The organism is Gorillibacterium timonense (assembly GCF_001457415.1).
Taxonomy (GTDB): Bacteria; Bacillota; Bacilli; order Paenibacillales; family NBRC-103111; genus Gorillibacterium; species Gorillibacterium timonense.
In genome coordinates, this window is record NZ_LN881724.1 from 898,717 (window position 1) to 915,410 (window position 16,694).

General features: G+C 52.9%; 14 protein-coding genes and 1 pseudogene. 7 read left to right on the top strand and 8 right to left on the bottom strand.

Features of this window, described 5'->3' with window-relative positions; genetic code table 11:
- Positions 1-37 precede the first annotated feature (37 nt).
- Positions 38-910, bottom strand: a complete 873-nt coding sequence (locus BN2684_RS16650; protein WP_082652024.1) for a DUF2161 family putative PD-(D/E)XK-type phosphodiesterase — start codon at positions 908-910, stop codon at positions 38-40.
- A 219-nt stretch (positions 911-1,129) separates the two neighbouring features.
- On the opposite strand from BN2684_RS16650, the gene BN2684_RS16655 reads away from it, so the two are divergent.
- Both BN2684_RS16655 and BN2684_RS16660 read left to right on the top strand, forming a co-directional pair.
- Positions 1,130-1,774 (top strand): GntR family transcriptional regulator, encoded by a 645-nt coding sequence (locus BN2684_RS16655; protein ID WP_234340262.1) that lies wholly within the window; start codon positions 1,130-1,132, stop codon positions 1,772-1,774.
- 39 nt (positions 1,775-1,813) lie between these two features.
- Positions 1,814-3,001 (top strand): helix-turn-helix domain-containing protein, encoded by a 1,188-nt coding sequence (locus tag BN2684_RS16660; RefSeq protein ID WP_082652025.1) that lies wholly within the window; start codon positions 1,814-1,816, stop codon positions 2,999-3,001.
- 452 nt (positions 3,002-3,453) lie between these two features.
- On the opposite strand, the gene BN2684_RS16665 is transcribed toward BN2684_RS16660, so the two are convergent.
- Positions 3,454-4,350 carry an RraA family protein gene (locus BN2684_RS16665; RefSeq protein WP_058303267.1) on the bottom strand — a complete coding sequence of 299 codons (897 nt, stop codon included), beginning with the start codon at positions 4,348-4,350 and terminating at the stop codon, positions 3,454-3,456.
- A 293-nt stretch (positions 4,351-4,643) separates the two neighbouring features.
- Between BN2684_RS16665 and BN2684_RS16670 the strand changes: the two genes are divergently transcribed.
- The 5 genes from BN2684_RS16670 to BN2684_RS16690 all read left to right on the top strand — a co-directional run bounded on the left by BN2684_RS16670 (position 4,644) and on the right by BN2684_RS16690 (position 10,832).
- The gene (locus BN2684_RS16670; protein ID WP_058303268.1) at positions 4,644-5,549 is read left to right on the top strand and encodes a carbohydrate ABC transporter permease; all 906 of its coding nucleotides are present in this window, start codon (positions 4,644-4,646) and stop codon (positions 5,547-5,549) included.
- Positions 5,549-6,388, top strand: coding sequence for a carbohydrate ABC transporter permease (locus BN2684_RS16675; RefSeq protein ID WP_058303269.1), 840 nt, complete (start codon positions 5,549-5,551; stop codon positions 6,386-6,388). Before BN2684_RS16670 ends, BN2684_RS16675 begins: the two co-directional genes overlap by 1 nt.
- A gap of 23 nt (positions 6,389-6,411) precedes the next feature.
- Positions 6,412-7,728, top strand: a complete 1,317-nt coding sequence (locus tag BN2684_RS16680; RefSeq protein ID WP_234340263.1) for an ABC transporter substrate-binding protein — start codon at positions 6,412-6,414, stop codon at positions 7,726-7,728.
- Positions 7,729-7,740: 12 nt separating this feature from the next.
- Complete coding sequence (locus BN2684_RS16685) at positions 7,741-8,715, top strand: mannonate dehydratase (RefSeq protein ID WP_058303270.1); 975 nt, start codon at positions 7,741-7,743, stop codon at positions 8,713-8,715.
- Positions 8,716-8,936: 221 nt separating this feature from the next.
- A complete protein-coding gene (locus BN2684_RS16690) occupies positions 8,937-10,832 on the top strand; it encodes a PrkA family serine protein kinase (protein WP_058303271.1) in 1,896 nt (631 codons plus the stop codon).
- Between the two features lie 43 nt (positions 10,833-10,875).
- Here BN2684_RS16690 and BN2684_RS16695 read toward each other — a convergent pair whose 3' ends face one another.
- The 6 genes and pseudogenes from BN2684_RS16695 to aepX all read right to left on the bottom strand — a co-directional run bounded on the left by BN2684_RS16695 (position 10,876) and on the right by aepX (position 16,658).
- Complete coding sequence (locus tag BN2684_RS16695; protein WP_058303272.1) at positions 10,876-11,604, bottom strand: hypothetical protein; 729 nt, start codon at positions 11,602-11,604, stop codon at positions 10,876-10,878.
- 219 nt (positions 11,605-11,823) lie between these two features.
- Complete coding sequence (locus tag BN2684_RS16700) at positions 11,824-12,639, bottom strand: GGDEF domain-containing protein (RefSeq protein ID WP_058303273.1); 816 nt, start codon at positions 12,637-12,639, stop codon at positions 11,824-11,826.
- A 102-nt stretch (positions 12,640-12,741) separates the two neighbouring features.
- Complete coding sequence (locus tag BN2684_RS25400; protein ID WP_262360942.1) at positions 12,742-13,527, bottom strand: YheC/YheD family protein; 786 nt, start codon at positions 13,525-13,527, stop codon at positions 12,742-12,744.
- Positions 13,516-14,613: pseudogene (locus tag BN2684_RS25405) on the bottom strand (2-aminoethylphosphonate aminotransferase); the annotation flags it as partial. The pseudogene BN2684_RS25405 and the gene BN2684_RS25400, both read right to left, overlap by 12 nt.
- Before the next feature lie 21 nt (positions 14,614-14,634).
- Entirely contained in the window at positions 14,635-15,762 is a 1,128-nt protein-coding gene (gene aepY, locus BN2684_RS16710) for a phosphonopyruvate decarboxylase (RefSeq protein ID WP_058303274.1), read from the bottom strand.
- A complete protein-coding gene (gene aepX, locus BN2684_RS16715; protein ID WP_058303275.1) occupies positions 15,759-16,658 on the bottom strand; it encodes a phosphoenolpyruvate mutase in 900 nt (299 codons plus the stop codon). The genes aepY and aepX overlap by 4 nt, the downstream gene beginning before the upstream one ends.
- Between the last annotated feature and the right edge of the window lie 36 nt (positions 16,659-16,694).

Here is a 16,694-nt window from a genome sequence, read left to right on the forward strand (position 1 = left end):
TAAGCAAAGGAGCCTTGGTCAAAAGCCCGGCTCCTTTCTAGTTTTTTCGTCGGCTCGACGGAGTCTTCTTGATCGACGGTTTTTTCCCCTTCTTACCCGTCTTTGGCAACCGCAGGTCCGCATCGTCTGAGTTAGTCTCGCCGTTGTCCAGATTCGCCGGCACCTGTACGGGTTCTGGGACGGGGGCAAGAGGCGGCACCGTCGGCAGCCCTTGCAGGACATGGCGATACAGCTCCAAAGCCTCCACCCCGAGCGGGGTCAAGGCGTACTGACCCGTATCCACATGCTGGAACCAGCGATAATGGTTCGTGTGCATGAGAGATGCCGCCTTGGCATATCCCGTCCGCTCCCTTACGGCTCGGCTAGTTCCACTCCCTCCCAGCTCATTCAAGCAGAGGGCGCAGAGCAGAGCCTTCTCCCGATAGGCGGTAACCAGCTTCACTTTGCTGCTCCCGCCCACGTTGTAATCCCCGCTCCGTTCCTTGAACTCGTGGACGAGCCTTATCGTCTTCACCGCCCGCTTGCTGGACCGCGACGGGGCATACGGCTCGGGATCGCAGAGTGCTTCGACCACAGGCGCCTTCGTCTTGTAGAAGCGGACCACCAAAAGCCCCAAGCCCAGCTTGCGGCACAGCTTAACGAGCTCGCTCCAACGGAGCCCATAAGGCGCTTTGCCGTTCCGGTTCTGCTCCACCGCCAGGTAGACGCGCTCGGAGCGTTGAAGGCGTTCCATCCCTTGGATCACGAGCGGGAGATTGAAGGTCTTTTTTAGCTCGACCAGCACTGGTTCTTCGTCTCCCCGCATCGCCACCAGATCGCAGTTCAGCACTTCTCCCTTGACGGTATACCCCAGCACTTCAAAAAAGTGTTTAACCGGAGCATACAGCTCCGTTTCGCTTTGAATCGGCACGCGTCACGACTCCCTGTTTGTCCCGTCCGAGCGGTACAGTTTCGTAGAGTCCATTATACCATAGAGAGGAGAGGCGTACGGCTGTTCGCAAAAAAACAACTTTTATCAAGCTTGCATCGAAACGAACGGATGAAAGGTATTGATGAAAGCGTGAACATCTGCTACACTCACATTATCGATTATCGATTATCGATAATCGATAATGTGAGGAGTGAGAAGATGAACTCAGCGAATGGTACGGTGATATCCACCTCCATCAGTCAGCAAATCTATGATCAAATCAAGCAAGATATTCTGGCCGGGGTCTATACCCCCGGAGACCGGCTGCTCGTCCTCGAGCTGGCGGATCGCTTTAAAGTGAGCCAAGCTCCGGTTCGAGAAGCGCTGGAGCGGTTGAGATACAGCGAGCTGGTGATCAGCTCTCCCAATAAAGGCTCCGTGGTTTCGGATATTTCGGCCAAGGAGATTCGGGAAATTTTTGAGCTGAGAGAGTTGTTGGAGGTCTATGCGATCCGCCAAGCGCTGCCTAAGCTGACGAGCTCCGATTATGATCATATGGAGCGATCGGTCAGGTTGATGGAAGAGGCCGTTGAACAGGAGGATATTTTGTTGATCCTCCAAGCGGATTTGGATTTTCACGGTTATCTGTATGAGCATTCCGGCAATCAGATGGCACTCGACATCTGGGACCGGATGAAGCTGAAGATGAAGCGGTTTATGGCGATTTCGCTTAAGGTGGACACCATCGAATTCATGGTGGAGGAGCATCTCAGCCTCTTGGAGCTATTGAAATCCGGCGATGTCGAAACAGCTGAACGACGGTTCGTTCAGCACATGCAGAGCTATAAGCTGTTTGATCTGTAAGCAGAGCGTGATTCTACTGAGGAAAGGTATGGGGAGCTTATGGATATCGAATTGCTTAGCGAATTTAGTACAGCCATCCAGAGAGTGATTAGCCAACGATTCCTTAGTGATCTCATTCGAAAGCCCGCTAGAAAACGTTTGAACATAACCGACAGGGAGCGTCAATCCATTCCCGAAGAATGCCGGACCGATTCGGCCATTGCAATTCTGGACACGAGGACAAGCTCCGACGAAACCCAAGAGCTTGAGAAGATCCGGGAGCAATATCATACTTATTTGGAGCAGCAGCTTGGCAGTCGCTATGTATTCTTGCAGCCGGAAGAAGGGCTGTACATCTGCCTGTTTCCTGCGAATAACAGCCCGAATTGGGCAGCGATCTATGAGGCGTCTTCTCGGTACGCTCCCTTGCCGCTCAGTATTGCGATCGGCCAAAGCTGCAGGGAACTCGCGTTCCTTCATGAATCGTATCTGCAAGCTGCCAGCATGATCCATGTTATTTTCTATAAGGGGCCAGGCGTCTATTCTTACTCCGACCGTTTGTCCTATCAAACGGAAGTGGAATACCCCTTCCATCGACAGAAGGAGATTTTTGACGAAATCGAGGAGGGAGGCACTTCTGAAAGGCTGCGGGATGCCGTTCATGCCTTTTATGTCGATCTCTATGAGAAAGGAATGATCGAAGTCGAGGTCGCTTACCTGATGACGATTCGGCTGATCGTATCGCTGGAGCAGGGCCTCTCCAAAGGAACCTCCGAGCGGTTCTCCCTGCCGCTGTTTGAGATTACTCGAATCGAGTTTCTGACAGAGCTTGAGGAGAGAGTCTATGAGGTCATCAAGGAGATGGCCGGGCTCTACCCGATGATCAAACCGCAAGAGGATTACAACATCATCGAGCGGTCGATCGACCATATGAAAAAGGATGTCGCAAACACCTCGCTGCAGCATGTTGCGGCTCAGGTGTTCGTGACGCCGAATTATTTAAGCATGTTATTCAAAAGCCGCACAGGCAAAACCTTTATCGACACGCTGACCGACCTGCGCATGGAGGAAGCGAAACGGTTAATCATCGAGACGAGCTCCAAAAATTTTGAGATCTCCCAAGATGTCGGCTACCAGGACCCGCGGTATTTCAGCAAACTGTTTAAGCAAAAGATAGGCATGACACCGAGCGAATACCGGGAGCGGATGGGCCGGACTATGGTCTTGCCCAGCCGCCAACTCGGATGAGCAGCCTTACTGGCATCTGGAATCCGTGAAAAAAATGTAATCAGAAATCGAACGGGAGAGCATGGAAGAGTGATCCGATTTTGCTTTCTACCGGAAACAGCGGCCGTGGTCGCCATAAGAAATAGAGCACAAGTTCCGGTTTTTGTCCGAGTCTATAAGAATGATCATTTGATGAGCTTTCCGCACCACTCTGAAGCTCCAAGGGCGCGGTGCTTGGTGTCACATGGCGGTGTTCCACCATATGCCCGTGACTCAACGGGCTGTTTTGAGTAAAAAATTGGAGATGATCTGGAGGGCTTATTTTTCTGTAAGCGACAATCGTTTTTCCTTGCAAGAATCAAGGGCTGTTCCGAAGCAAGTGATAACCTGCTTCGGAACAGCCCTTCTGTCTTGTTCCGATATAACGGGGAGAATCGATTCTTCCTCATTCGGGAATCCGTTCAAGCCCGCTTTTACGCGCGAACTTGAGGCAGTCCTTCATCCCCGCGATTGCGCGCTTCGTCCAACTCTTGTTCCCAGCCAAGGTGGCGGTAATCGGTAGCCTGCTCGTCCTGATCGAACCAGGCCAAGAAGTCGCTCCAGATTTCGACAGTCCAGGGAGAATCGATCTGGGCGGTCGTGTACGTGCCCGAACGCAGCCGAATGAAGCCGAAGATATCGCGCACTTGAGACTTTTCCGCCTCAATAACCGCTTGTTCAGCCAAGTGAGGGGGAATGAAGATGACGCCGTTCGGGGTTCCGAAGACGATATCGCCGGGAAGGCAGACCGCATTCCCGATGCGGCAGGGAACGTTCATGCCCGTCATCACGACGTCCGCGATGGCGGTAGGGTCCGAGCCACGGTAATACACGTTGATCCCATCGATTTTGTCCACTTGAGCATTATCGCGAATCCCGCCCCAGATCACTGCTCCTCCGCTTCCGGTCCGTGCGGCGATCGCCGTTGACAGGTTCCCTCCGACATAAGTGCCGAGATGAACCTTGTCGAACATATCGACGACAGCCACATCGCGGTCTTGAAGAATATCGATCACCCATTGATTGTAGAAGCCTTTGCGACCTTCCTCCGCGCCAACCGCCACCAGCGTTTCGTGCAGATCGGGACGGGTGGGAACCATAACCGCCGTTACGGCCCGTCCAACCATCACCTGATCCGGATGCACGATCTTGAATCCGCCTTCGAATTGAAAGCGATAGCCGTTATTCCAGAGCGGCCCCCAGGCTTCTTCCAGCGTAATTCGTCTAACCCGATTTAAGAGATCATCGGACACCTTCGGTCTGCCGTTCTCGAAGCGTTCTCCGTTCCACTGTTCCGTCCACTTCAGGATATCTTCCTTGCGGTCAAACATAAATGGTCACCTCTCCTGTCTACTTGTTCCCATTCATCATACCGAGGGGACTGGCGGGGGTCTATCCGCGAAAATTACGCTTTTCTACCGGGAAATCAGTAGAAAACCCCACCCGATGGAGGAAGGGAAGAGGAGAGGGGGGGAATCGCAAGAATGAGCTATGAAACCGGTTCCAAAAACAATAAAAAGCTCCCCCCTCACCATAAATTCCTCTGCTTGGAAGCCGAAAATGCCGGTGCTATAGTTGGGACAGTCTTCACCAAACCCTTCGGAATTGAGGTGTTAGTCTTGAAATGAGTATTCTTTCTGCAAAAGCCAGAAGAGAATTCAATCGGAATCTCACAGGCTATCTATTCATTTCTCCCTGGCTGATCGGCTTTCTGGTGCTCTCGCTGTGGCCGATTCTCCAATCCCTGTACTTGTCCTTCACCGATTATTCCTTGCTTGAATCTCCCACTTGGATCGGGCAGGACAATTACAAGGAGATCATTCATGATCCGCTCTTTTACAAATCGCTTACCGTCACGTTAACCTTCGTCTTTACCTCGGTTCCTCTTAAACTGGCTTTTTCGCTGCTGGTGGCCATGCTGCTCAACCGCAGCATTCGGGGAATCAATCTGTACCGGACTGCCTTCTACTTTCCTTCCTTGATCGGTGGCAGCATCGCGGTGTCCGTTCTGTGGAGAAATATGTTCGGAATGGACGGTTACATCAACCGCATCTTGTCCATCATCGGCATCGAGGGGACGGGGTGGATCTCCAATCCGGATACGGCGCTCGGGACGCTCGTTCTGCTCAATGTGTGGCAATTCGGCTCGACCATGGTTATCTTTTTGGCCGGCCTGAAGCAAATTCCCAAGGAGCTCTACGAATCGTCCTCGGTGGATGGGGCAGGCGTCTTTCGGAAGTTCTTCCACATCACGCTGCCTATGCTGTCTCCGGTCATGTTCTTCAATCTGATTCTCGGCATCATCGGTTCCTTTCAAATGTTTACTTCCGCTTTCATCATTACGAAGGGCGGACCTGCCAACGAGACTTACACCTACGCGCTCTTCCTCTACGAGAAAGCCTTCAGTCAGTTCCAAATGGGTTATGCATCCGCATTGGCCTGGATCTTGCTGGTCATCATCGGACTCTTTACACTGGTGAACTTCGCGGTATCCAAGTACTGGGTGTTCTACGAATCGGAGGCGAGATAATGGAGTTGTCCACCCCCCGCCGCAAAGGCGCCGTCGTTCACATTCTGATGATCGCGGCTTCGATTCTCATGCTTTACCCGGTATTCTGGTGGATCGGAGCCTCGCTCAAGGATGCCTCGGAGATGAGCTCAGCCGCCATCTGGCCGAAGACGCCGAATTGGGACAATTACGTCAAGGGCTGGAACTTCTCCAAGGAATATACCTTCGCCCGATTCTTCGCGAACACCCTGGTCATGGAATTCTGGAATGTGGCCGGAGCTGTCATCAGCAGCTCGCTGGTCGCATTCGGATTTTCCCGTATCAAGTTTGCCTTGAGCAAATTCTGGTTCGCCGTTTTGCTCATGACCATGATGCTTCCCGGTCAAGTTACGTTGATTCCGCAATACATCATGTACAACAATTTTGGGTTTGTGAACAGTTATGTTCCGCTCATTCTTCCGCATTTTCTCGGGGGAGGCGCGTTCTTCGTCTTCCTGGTCTCCCAGTTTATCCGGGGAATTCCGAAGGAATTGGATGAAGCCGCCAAGATTGACGGCACGACCACCTTCGGCTTGTACTTCCGCATCATCCTTCCCCTGATCGTTCCCGCCTTGATGAATGTCGCGATCTTTACCTTCATTTGGAGCTGGGATGATTTCATGGCTCAAATGCTTTATCTGAATACCATCGACAAATATACGGTGGGTCTTGCGCTTCGGATGTTTATCGATCAATTCGATGTCCAGTGGGGGCAATTGCTTGCGATGTCATTGCTTTCGGTCATGCCTTCCGCTCTAATCTTCCTCTTCGCACAGCGCTACTTTGTTGAGGGGATCGCAACAACAGGCTTGAAAGGGTAACTATCCCAAGGAGATGATACCAGTTGAGAAGAAAAAAAGGGGCTATCGCATTCGTATCCATGGTTGTCGGCATGTCGCTTCTCGTAACCGCTTGCGGAGGATCCAAATCTTCTGAGAGCGCTGACCCGAAGAGCACGGGAACATCCGGCTCGGCGGATTCCGCCAAGCTGAGCATCATGTGGTGGGGGTCACAGGAGCGGCATGACGCGACCGTTCAGGCGCTCGATCTCTACACCAAGAACAACGCAGGTGTTACGTTCTCGCCGCAGTACACGGACTGGGACGGCTATTGGAAGAAGCTGCCGACCTTGGCAGCCTCCAAATCGATGCCCGATGTCTTCCAGATGGATGCGGCTTACATTCAGGAATATGTCAGCCGGGGATTACTAGAGGATCTGAGCGCGATCGACCTGGGCGGCGCCATTGACGAGAAGGTCATCGAGAAGTCCAAGATCGATGGCAAGCTGTATGGCGTTCCGCTCAGCTACAACGGAACCGGCTTTGTCTATAACAAGCCGGAGCTGGAAGCGGCCGGCATGACCTTGCCGAAGAAGGATTGGACCTGGGATGAATTCTTCGCCTTCGCCGAAGAGGGCCGAGCCAAGCTGCCGAAGGGCAAATACGCTATCGGCGACTATACGTCCGTCTGGAATTGGTATCAGGATTACCAAATGGCATACGGCAAAGGCCCCGTGTTCCAAGACGGAACGAAGCTGAACATCGACAAGGATCTCTGGTTCACCTTCCAGAAGAAATATGAGGATTTCCGTGCACGGGACATCATCCCGAGCGCTTCGGTATCTGCAGCGACCGTAGAAAACGATCCGAAGGCGGATCCGCTGCTGTCCGGCTTGACGATGACCCGCGGCGTAGCGGTAGGCGCTGTCAGCGCTTTGGAGAAAATGATGCCCGGCAAGCTCGAAGTGGTGAACAACCCGGTCGGACCAAACGGCGGCGGCTGGGCGCAATCGACGATGTACTGGGTTGTCAGCAAGGACTCGGAGCACAAGGCGGCTGCGGAGAAGTTCCTGAAATGGATCGTCAGCGATACGGAAGCCGGCAAAGTCCTGAAGACCACCCGCGGCATTCCGATCAGCGGCGTCATCTTCGATTCGATTAAATCAGACCTTTCTACAGGCGAATTGCTCGGCATTGAGATGTATAATATGGCTGCGGACAAGGCGATGCCCTTCGCGCCGGCTCCTCCGGGATGGTCGGATTTCGTGAAGACCTATTCCGATACGATGACCGAGGTCATGTTCAAAAAGAAGACGCTTGATCAAGCCTTCGATACCATCATGAAGAAGGGCGAAGAGGTTCAAGCCAAATTGTCTAAGTAAGGATGATGAGTGATGCAAGTTGCGGAAGCTTATTTCTATCATGATTATGTATGCGAGCTCTGGAGCCTTGCCAAGCAGATGGGGATTACTGACGCGGTCGTTCCCCTGACCGCTCTAGCAGAAGGCAACGCCTGGGAATACGAGAATCTCTCGCAAGTGAAGAAGATGTACGAGGAGGAAGGGCTGCGGGTCACGGTCGTCGAAAGCATGCCTCCTTCCAACAAGATCAAGCTGGGCTTGCCCGGCCGAGATGAAGAGATCGAGTATTTCAAAACCTTGATCCGGTCCATGGGACGTCTGGGCATTCCCGTACTGTGCTACAACTTTATGGCGGAGATCGGCTGGTTCCGCACCTCGATGGAGCTTGAGACTCGCGGAGGAGCACTTGTTTCGGGCTACGACCATGAAGCCATGCAGCAGCTCCCGCTTACCGAGCACGGCTTCGTCAGTGAGGAGCAGATGTGGGACAACCTGAAATACTTCCTGGAGCGAATCGTACCGGTAGCGGAAGAGGCCAAGGTCAAGCTGGCGCTTCATCCCGACGATCCGCCTGTCACCCCGCTTCGCGGCATTTCACGGATTCTTCGCAGCGCCGAAGGGCTGCAGCGCGCCATTGACCTGGTGCCGAGTCCTTACAGCGGAATTACCTTTTGCCAAGGCACGTTGGCGACGGCCGGAGAAGATATCCCGGCCATCATCCGCCAGTTTGGCCGCCAGGGTAGAATCTTCTTTGTTCATTTCCGGGATGTAGCGGGAACGCCGCAGAGCTTCCACGAAACCTTTCATGATGACGGCAAGACGGATATGCTGGAAGCCATGATGACCTACCGCGAAGTCGGCTTCGACGGACCGATCCGGGCGGATCACGTTCCGACGATGGCTGGGGAGAAGAATGATTTTCCCGGTTATGAAGTCATGGGACGGCTGTTCGGCAACGGCTACATGATCGGCTTGATGGAGGCCGCGGGCTACAAGAGAAAGCGTTGATCCCCGCTTGAACGAGTGATCACCGGCTTATGAAACTCCCTTGATTCAAGAGGCGGCACATACCCTAGGTATGTGCCGTTTGCAGTCGCCGGACCCTCCGGCAATAGGCCGATACCCCCATCTGTCCGATCGTCGATCTCCGAATTTTCGGGCAACTTCCCCCCCTCTCACGCATACACATTAATACGTTCATTTTAATCGCGAGAGGAAAGGAGGCTGCCATGGACATCTTTGAACGAATCGCCAGGCACCGGGAAGAGAACGAGAAGCTGACATGGGCTGGAACGTTTGCGGAATACGTCGAGAAGGTCCGAAAAGAACCGGAACTGGCGATGACCGCACACGCTCGCGTCTACCGGATGATCGCAGCGGAAGGAACAGAGACCGTGAACGGCCAAACCAAACATAAATTCTTTGAGAATGAAATATTCGGGCTTGACCGCTCTCTGGAACGGCTTGTCGAGGAATACTTTCATTCGGCAGCGCGTCGACTTGATGTCAGGAAGCGGATCCTGCTCTTGATGGGGCCGGTGAGCGGCGGGAAATCCACTTTGGTGACCATGCTAAAGCGGGGGCTGGAGCGGTTTTCGCGGACGGAGGAGGGCGCGGTCTATGCCATCCAGGGCTGCCCGATGCACGAGGACCCGCTGCACCTCATTCCACTGGAGCTGCGCCCCGATATCGAAAAAGAGCTGGGCGTACGCATCGAGGGAACGCTCTGCCCATACTGCCAGCTTCGGCTGAAGACCGAATTCGCGGACAAAATCGAAGCCGTTCCGGTGGAGCGTGTCTTGATCTCGGAGACGTCCCGCATCGGAATCGGCACCTTCAGCCCGTCCGATCCGAAATCGCAGGACATTGCGGACCTGACGGGAAGCATCGACTTCTCCACGATTACCGATTACGGCTCCGAGTCCGATCCTCGCGCTTATCGCTTCGATGGAGAACTCAACAAAGCCAACCGCGGCATGATGGAGTTCCAGGAGATGCTCAAATGCGATGAGAAGTTCCTCTGGAACCTGCTATCGTTGACCCAGGAGGGTAATTTCAAGGCGGGCCGCTTTGCGCTTATCTCCGCCGACGAGCTGATCGTCGCGCATACGAACGAGACGGAATACCGCGCCTTCATCGCCAACAAGAAAAACGAAGCCCTTCAATCGCGGATGATCGTCATCCCGGTTCCCTATAACCTGAAGGTGGCGGAAGAGGAGAAGATTTACGCGAAGCTGATTCACCAGAGCGAAATGAACCATATCCACATCGCTCCGCATGCGCTGCGCACGGCGGCGATCTTCTCGATCCTAACGAGGCTGAAGGAATCGAAGAAGCAAGGCATGGATCTGGTCAAAAAGATGCGCATGTACGACGGGGAGACAATCGAGGGCTACAAGGAAGCGGATCTCAAGGAGATGCAGAACGAGTTCCTCGATGAGGGGATGGCCGGGATCGACCCGCGGTACGTCATCAACCGGATCTCCAGCGCCTTGATTAAGCCGGATGTGACTTGCATTAACGCGCTCGACGTGCTGCGCGCCATCAAGGACGGTCTCGACCAGCACGCCTCCATCACGAAGGATGAGCGCGAGCGCTATTTGAACTTCATCTCGGCAGCCCGCAAGGAATATGACGATCTGGCCAAGAAGGAAGTGCAGAAGGCGTTCGTCTATTCCTTCGAGGAATCCGCCAAGACGCTGTTCGAGAATTACCTCGATAACATCGAGGCGTTCTGCAACTGGGGCAAGATCAAGGACCCGCTCACTGGCGAGTCCGTCGATCCCGACGAACGGCTCATGCGCTCGATCGAGGAGCAGATCGGCGTTTCGGAGAACGCCAAGAAAGCGTTCCGCGAGGAAATTCTCATCCGCATGTCGTCCTACTCGCGCAAAGGCAAAAAGTTCGACTACAGCTCGCACGAACGGCTGCGCGAAGCGGTGGAGAAGAAGCTGTTTGCGGACCTGAAGGACGTGGTGAAGATCACCACCTCCACGAAGACGCCGGATGAGCGTCAGCTCAAGCGGATCAACGAGGTGACAGCACGTTTGATCGACAGCCACGGATACTGCCCGACCTGCGCGAACGAGCTGCTTCGGTACGTGGGGAGCTTGTTGAACCGATAGGAGTCTTGGTATCGAAGTAGGGGAGAGAAACGAAACGGTTCGATTAAGGAAAGGAAAACAGCGGGTTCAGCGGATTGCCGCCTACGGTTTGATGCTCAATGGCATACGATAGGTAGGAAGAACCGTCGGAGCGGTTTTTGAAAACAAGCAGGTACTGCTCTCCCGAGTCCGCTTGAATTTGAACCCAATTTCCCTTCTTCTGACGTTGCCAGGAAGGGTGCAGGCCGTACTTCTCTCGAATTTCAGAGCTAAACCACAAGGATTCGGCATCCTTGACCGGAATACCTTTGTTTATACAGACCCAATACATGCCGCGAACGATCTCGCTTTCGACGCCACTGGAAGAATCGGGATCGAGAATGCCGGATAGCTTCGCCTGGATGGCAGAATCTTCTTCAAACACATTAACCGCGCGCACTCCTTGCAGCTTCGCTAGGATGTGATTGCGGTCCCAAGTGTCTTGAAAGGAACCAACCGGTGTCCAGAGGAAGGGAAGCAGGAACGAATTAGCGGCAAACAAGCCGCAGGCTAACCCAAGCGCGATCCGTTTGTGCATTCGATTCGGTTTTGATTCTCTTCTGCGCAGATAGAGCAGCCAAGCGATCAAAATGCCAAGAGGCAGAGAAAGCTCTCCGATTCGGAAAACGAGCAGGCCTGACGCTAGGTAGAGAAAGAGCTTAAGGAGATCGTACCGCTCAGGCTCTCGGGGGAATCGATAGAGAAGAAACAAGAAGACGAGCAGTAACAAACCGATTATCCAATATCCTGACATGGAAACCTCCGACCTTCATTCTCTACAACTAACGAATATGGGAATATTATCAAGTGATGTATTTTTAGTATAGTATAGATGCTTCCGTGCCACCAGTCCCCACTCCTATCGATCCAGGCCAAACAAATAGCCCTGCGCAAGTTATTCTGCGCAGGGTTGTTTGTATAATTTGAGAGGTTTCATCCATCCAAATAGCGGATTTCGTTATCCATCCCCGTATCATGCCGTTCGACGGTAGACGCTGTAACGGCCCTTCCCGAGCTGTTTGGCGGTGTACATGGCGGAATCGGCTTCCCGCAGCAGCCGTTCTCGATCGATCTTCTCACTTGACCGATTCATGCTGATTCCGATGCTTCCACTGATCGAGAGGGAATGGCCGTCTACGGTGTACGAGGCCGTTATCGCTTCGAGAATGCTTACGGCCAACAGCTCCGCTTCTTTCAGGGTGCAGCCCCGATCGACGATGACAAACTCGTCGCCTCCGATGCGATAGATCAGCCTTCTCTTGCGGACAAATTGGCTGAGGCGCTCTCCCACCTGCTGCAGCAGCATATCGCCCACATGATGCCCGAGCGTATCGTTGACGCTTTTGAACCGGTTCAGGTCGAGGAATAACACGGCTAGGCGTTCCCGACCCTTGTTCTTGTTCCAAAAGTTGTCCATGCCGTTCTTGTTCAGCAGTCCGGTCACTTTGTCCACGTACGCCAGCTTCTTCAGCAGATCCCGTTCCTCCAGCATCGAGCGGAGCAGAAAGCCGGTGAGCACAAACAGGAAGATCGTCAGTGCGTAAGCCGGCAACGAAGGCAGCCAGACGGTGAGCTGAGAGAACGGAACCCCGGACGGTCGATTGATCAGATGCATGATACCAAGGCAGCATACCGTGATGACGACGGCGGACAGGATCCGCAGGATCTTAGGGATGCGTGCGGTCTTTGGAGTGGTTCTGCATATAGTGAGAAGCGCACCGGCGGTGAGCATCGCGATGAGAAGCGAGAGAACCGCTAGCGAATAGGTTCGGACCTCAAGTAATTGCATAGGATATCCTCGTCTTGATAAGAGATTGGGCGGTTGGTATCGATGAATTGCCCCATTCTCCATTGTACCAGACTCCACTGAACAATTTCTGATCGATTTTCTTTATCCTTCTTTATACCTTAGGATTCGGTGGAGCATCGTTTTGTCTTCCATCATTTCAAAATGGGTCATGTAGGGATACAAATTGGCTTCGATAATCCATACATGAGCTTTGGTATCCAAAGCGATATCGAAACCGTATATCCGGTGCTTAGGGAACAGCTTTTTTAATTTGTCGGCAGCCCGCAGGGCAACCCGTTCGAGCTTCTTTAACAGGTCTTTTGGAGTGTGGGCATTCAAGGAAGAGCGTTGGATGGCCATTTCAAACGGCAGGATCGTCCCTCCGCTTCTTTCGATATTGGAGACGATATACCCGCTGCCCGCTACTTTCACCGCGATCCCTGTGACGACCCATTGCGGGTTTCTTTTTTTGCGCTGAACGATAACCCGCATATCAAAAGGTCTTTCGTCGATGCTCGCGCGTTGAACGTACCTTTGAACGACATAGGGGTGGGAACCGATTTGCTCCGTCAAAAACTCGAATGCTTTCTGTCGCCCCTGCAAGTTGTATTTCTTATTCTCAATGTGAATTTCATAACCATCATTTCCCATAGACGAAATCAGATAGACGCTTTGGCCGCGATAACCGTCGATCGGCTTCGAAATGATCTTGCCGTATTTGGCTAACAGTTGTTTAAATGTCGCATCTGTCAGCATTCGGGTTTCCGGCATCGAGGGCTTTACTTCCATAGAGTTGTTCATGACCTCGTATTTCAGAAGCTTGTTTTTGCTGTTAGGGATAACAGGGGATTCTGCGGACAGGTGTGCTTTATTGCCAATACTCGTCAAATATTTATCCAGCTGAGCCAAAAAGACATGAATATCTTTGCTGGTGATGTCTCCGATATTGGCTATGCGAAACGTGCGGAGAGTATCGATTTTTCCGGGATATACGGTAACTCCTTTGCGGTAAAGGAAGTCATGCATCTCTTGAAAATCAAAGCCCATTCGTTCCGGAACATAAAAGGATGTCACGATCTTGGAGTGGTTTTTTTCGGCTACCAGATGATTCATTCCGCGCTTGGCCATGCCATCGGTCAAGGTTTTCCAAGACTTCGCATACCTGGCATACCGATTGGAGATCCCCTCCCGGAGTAATTCGTGAATCGCTTGATGGAGAGCATAGAGGGTTTGCACCGGAGGAGTAAAACGCATTTGCTGCGTTTCCGTGAAATGCTCGAATTGCGCATACAAATGTAAATAATAGTTCCGGGGGTTTGCCGTTTTCAATGAAATCAACTTGTTCTTCTCCGCTATGACAAAGGAGACTCCCGGCAGGCCCTGAAGATTCTTGTTGGAGCTGGCTGCGAGATAACGGATGTTCATCCTCTTCATCTGAATGGGAATAGCTCCAAAGGAGCTCATGGCGTCCACGATCAGGTCTGCTCCATACTGCTCGCACAGCTTTCCGATCGCCATGAGGTCAGTGAGCAGGCCGGTCGTGGTTTCATTGTGAACGACTGCGACATGAGAGACGGAGGGCTTGGAATCCCGAATCGCTGCCTCAAGCGCGGTCAAATCGACGGCTTCTTCCGGAGAACTTATGAAATTCACATAATTCAAGCCGTAAGCGGCTGCGATTTCGCACATCCGCTTGCCGTAAGCTCCGCTGTTGATGATCAAGACCGTTTCATCGCCTATGACGGAAGATAGGATCGATTCCACCGCAGCCGTCCCCGAACCGGCGAACAAAACGGCGGTGTACGAATCGTCATCGGCGACAAGCTGGGTCAAATTCGTGGATATCTCTTGCATGAGCTTGCCGAATTCGTTTTCCCGGGGACAAATATCCGGAACGATCTGTGCTTGTTTGACGCTATTCGTTGTGGTTACCGGCCCCGGATTTAGTAGAATCTTTCTCTTCACGGTGTTCACCGATTCCCCTCCTTCTTCCCATCACGTGATATAAAGCATCAATCGCTCCTTCACTTCGAAAGGCCGAATCGAAGGCCGACCGAGTGGTACCTTGGAGCCCGTGGTAATTTTCAACTGGATGAAGGTCAGCGATGGGGCGTTTCTCCATTCTCGCACGGCATCCTCCAGCTCGTTCAAATCATGGATGTATAGGGAGCGAGCATACCCGCAGGCGCTGGCGATTTGGACGAAATCGAGATGATTCGATACGGTTTTCTGGCCACCGGTCGAATCATGGGCATTGTTATCGAGCAGGATATGCAGGAGGTTAGATGGCCCATAGCGGCCGATGGTGGCGAGCGCTCCCATCCGCATGAGCAGAGCCCCGTCTCCATCTATGACAACGATCTCTTTCTGGAGTTGGCTCAAAGCCAATCCGAGACCGATGGAGCCGACGCACCCCATGGAGCCGACCATGTAGAAATTTCCGGCATGATCCGTTAGGTCATACAGCTCCCGACCCGTTTTGCCGGTTGTAGCGAGATAGATGGAACTGCTGTTTCTCTGTGCATGCAAGAGAGACAGGGCTTCGTAACGAGAAGGAAGCTGATCGCTCCTCTGTTTGCCTCGAACGGTTCGATTGGAGAGCGGGATGCTGTCTTGCTTGCGAAGCTCTTGCCGATCAAAGGTACCTTTGCGAACGACGAAAAAGAACGGCCGATTAAGATCCATCACTCGGACCGCATGTTGAAGCTGTCTTCCGGCTTCTCCCCAATCCAGGGAAAGATAGTGCCATTCGATCTGCATCAGATCAAGCATGCTTGTGGTAATTTGCCCCATGAGTTCGTGTTGAGGCTCGTCGGGAATGCCCGGTTCGCCCCGTAGGCTTACAAAACCTAATAGCGGAAACTGAAACGGGTGCACGAGAGACGTCAACGGCGAAACGGCATTTCCGAGTCCCGAATTTTGCATGAGGACGACGGGCTTTTTCCCGGCGAGAGAGGCTCCAGCAGCAATGGCGACCGCATCTCCTTCATTGGCCGCTCCGATGTATTCACAGTCATTAATGGCATAGTTGATCAAATCCTTTAAGTACGAACAGGGCACACCGGTATAAAAGTCAAAGCCTAACCGATGCAATTCCGCTCCGAATTGTCCCGTAGGGATCATCTCTGATCGCCTGCCTGCTTGCGCCGGGAGGGGAGATACTTCTCTTCGGCAGCAAGAAGCTCGCCTGCCCGCTGCAGCCGAAAAATTTCATCAATCGGTGCGATCCGTTTTTCCACGTTAAGCAGGCTTTCTTCTCGGAAAATCCTCTCGGTGGTCGCCTGCATGGCCTCAATCGATGCGCGCAAGTTGTGGTTAGCCCAGATGACCGCGCGGATACCCAACTCTCGAAAGACTTGCGACGGGGTAGAGGAATACTTGGTGGGAACGATGATGACGGGATGCTTGCCGTTCCAAGCCTTCATGAACGCTTCGATTTCGGAGATATCCGTCTTCTTGCTATGCATCAGGATGGCGTCGGCACCTGCCTCCCGGTACGCTTCGGCCCGCTTCAAGGCTTCTTCCAGGCCCCATCCGGCGATTAGAGCTTCAACTCTCGCAACCACGACAAAGTCCTCATCCTGCTGCGTGTCCTTCATCGCCTTCAACTTGCCGCAAAACTCATCGATGTCGGCAAGCGGTTGAGCTTCTCCGTTGATAAACGAATTCGTCTTGGGAAACAGCTTATCTTCGATGCAAACACCCGCGATTTCCCGCTGCTCCAATTTCTTGACCAAACGCCTGGCATTATTGAAATTTCCATATCCCGTGTCTCCATCAACCAGGATGGGAATGGACGTCACGTCGCTCATGGACTCAAGCACTTCCAAGACCTGCGTCCAGGAAGCTTCATTATTGTCGCGAACGCCCATAGCGGCCGAGATGGTCAGTCCGCTCGCCCAAATGCCCGGAAAGCCGGCCTCCTCCACAATTCTTGCTGATAATCCGTTATGAGCTTCCATCAAAAACTCGGTTTCGGGCGAAGTGATCAATCGCTTCAATCGGGTTGTTTTTTTCATGAATACGGCTCCTTTCCTGATCGGATGAGAGGTTGA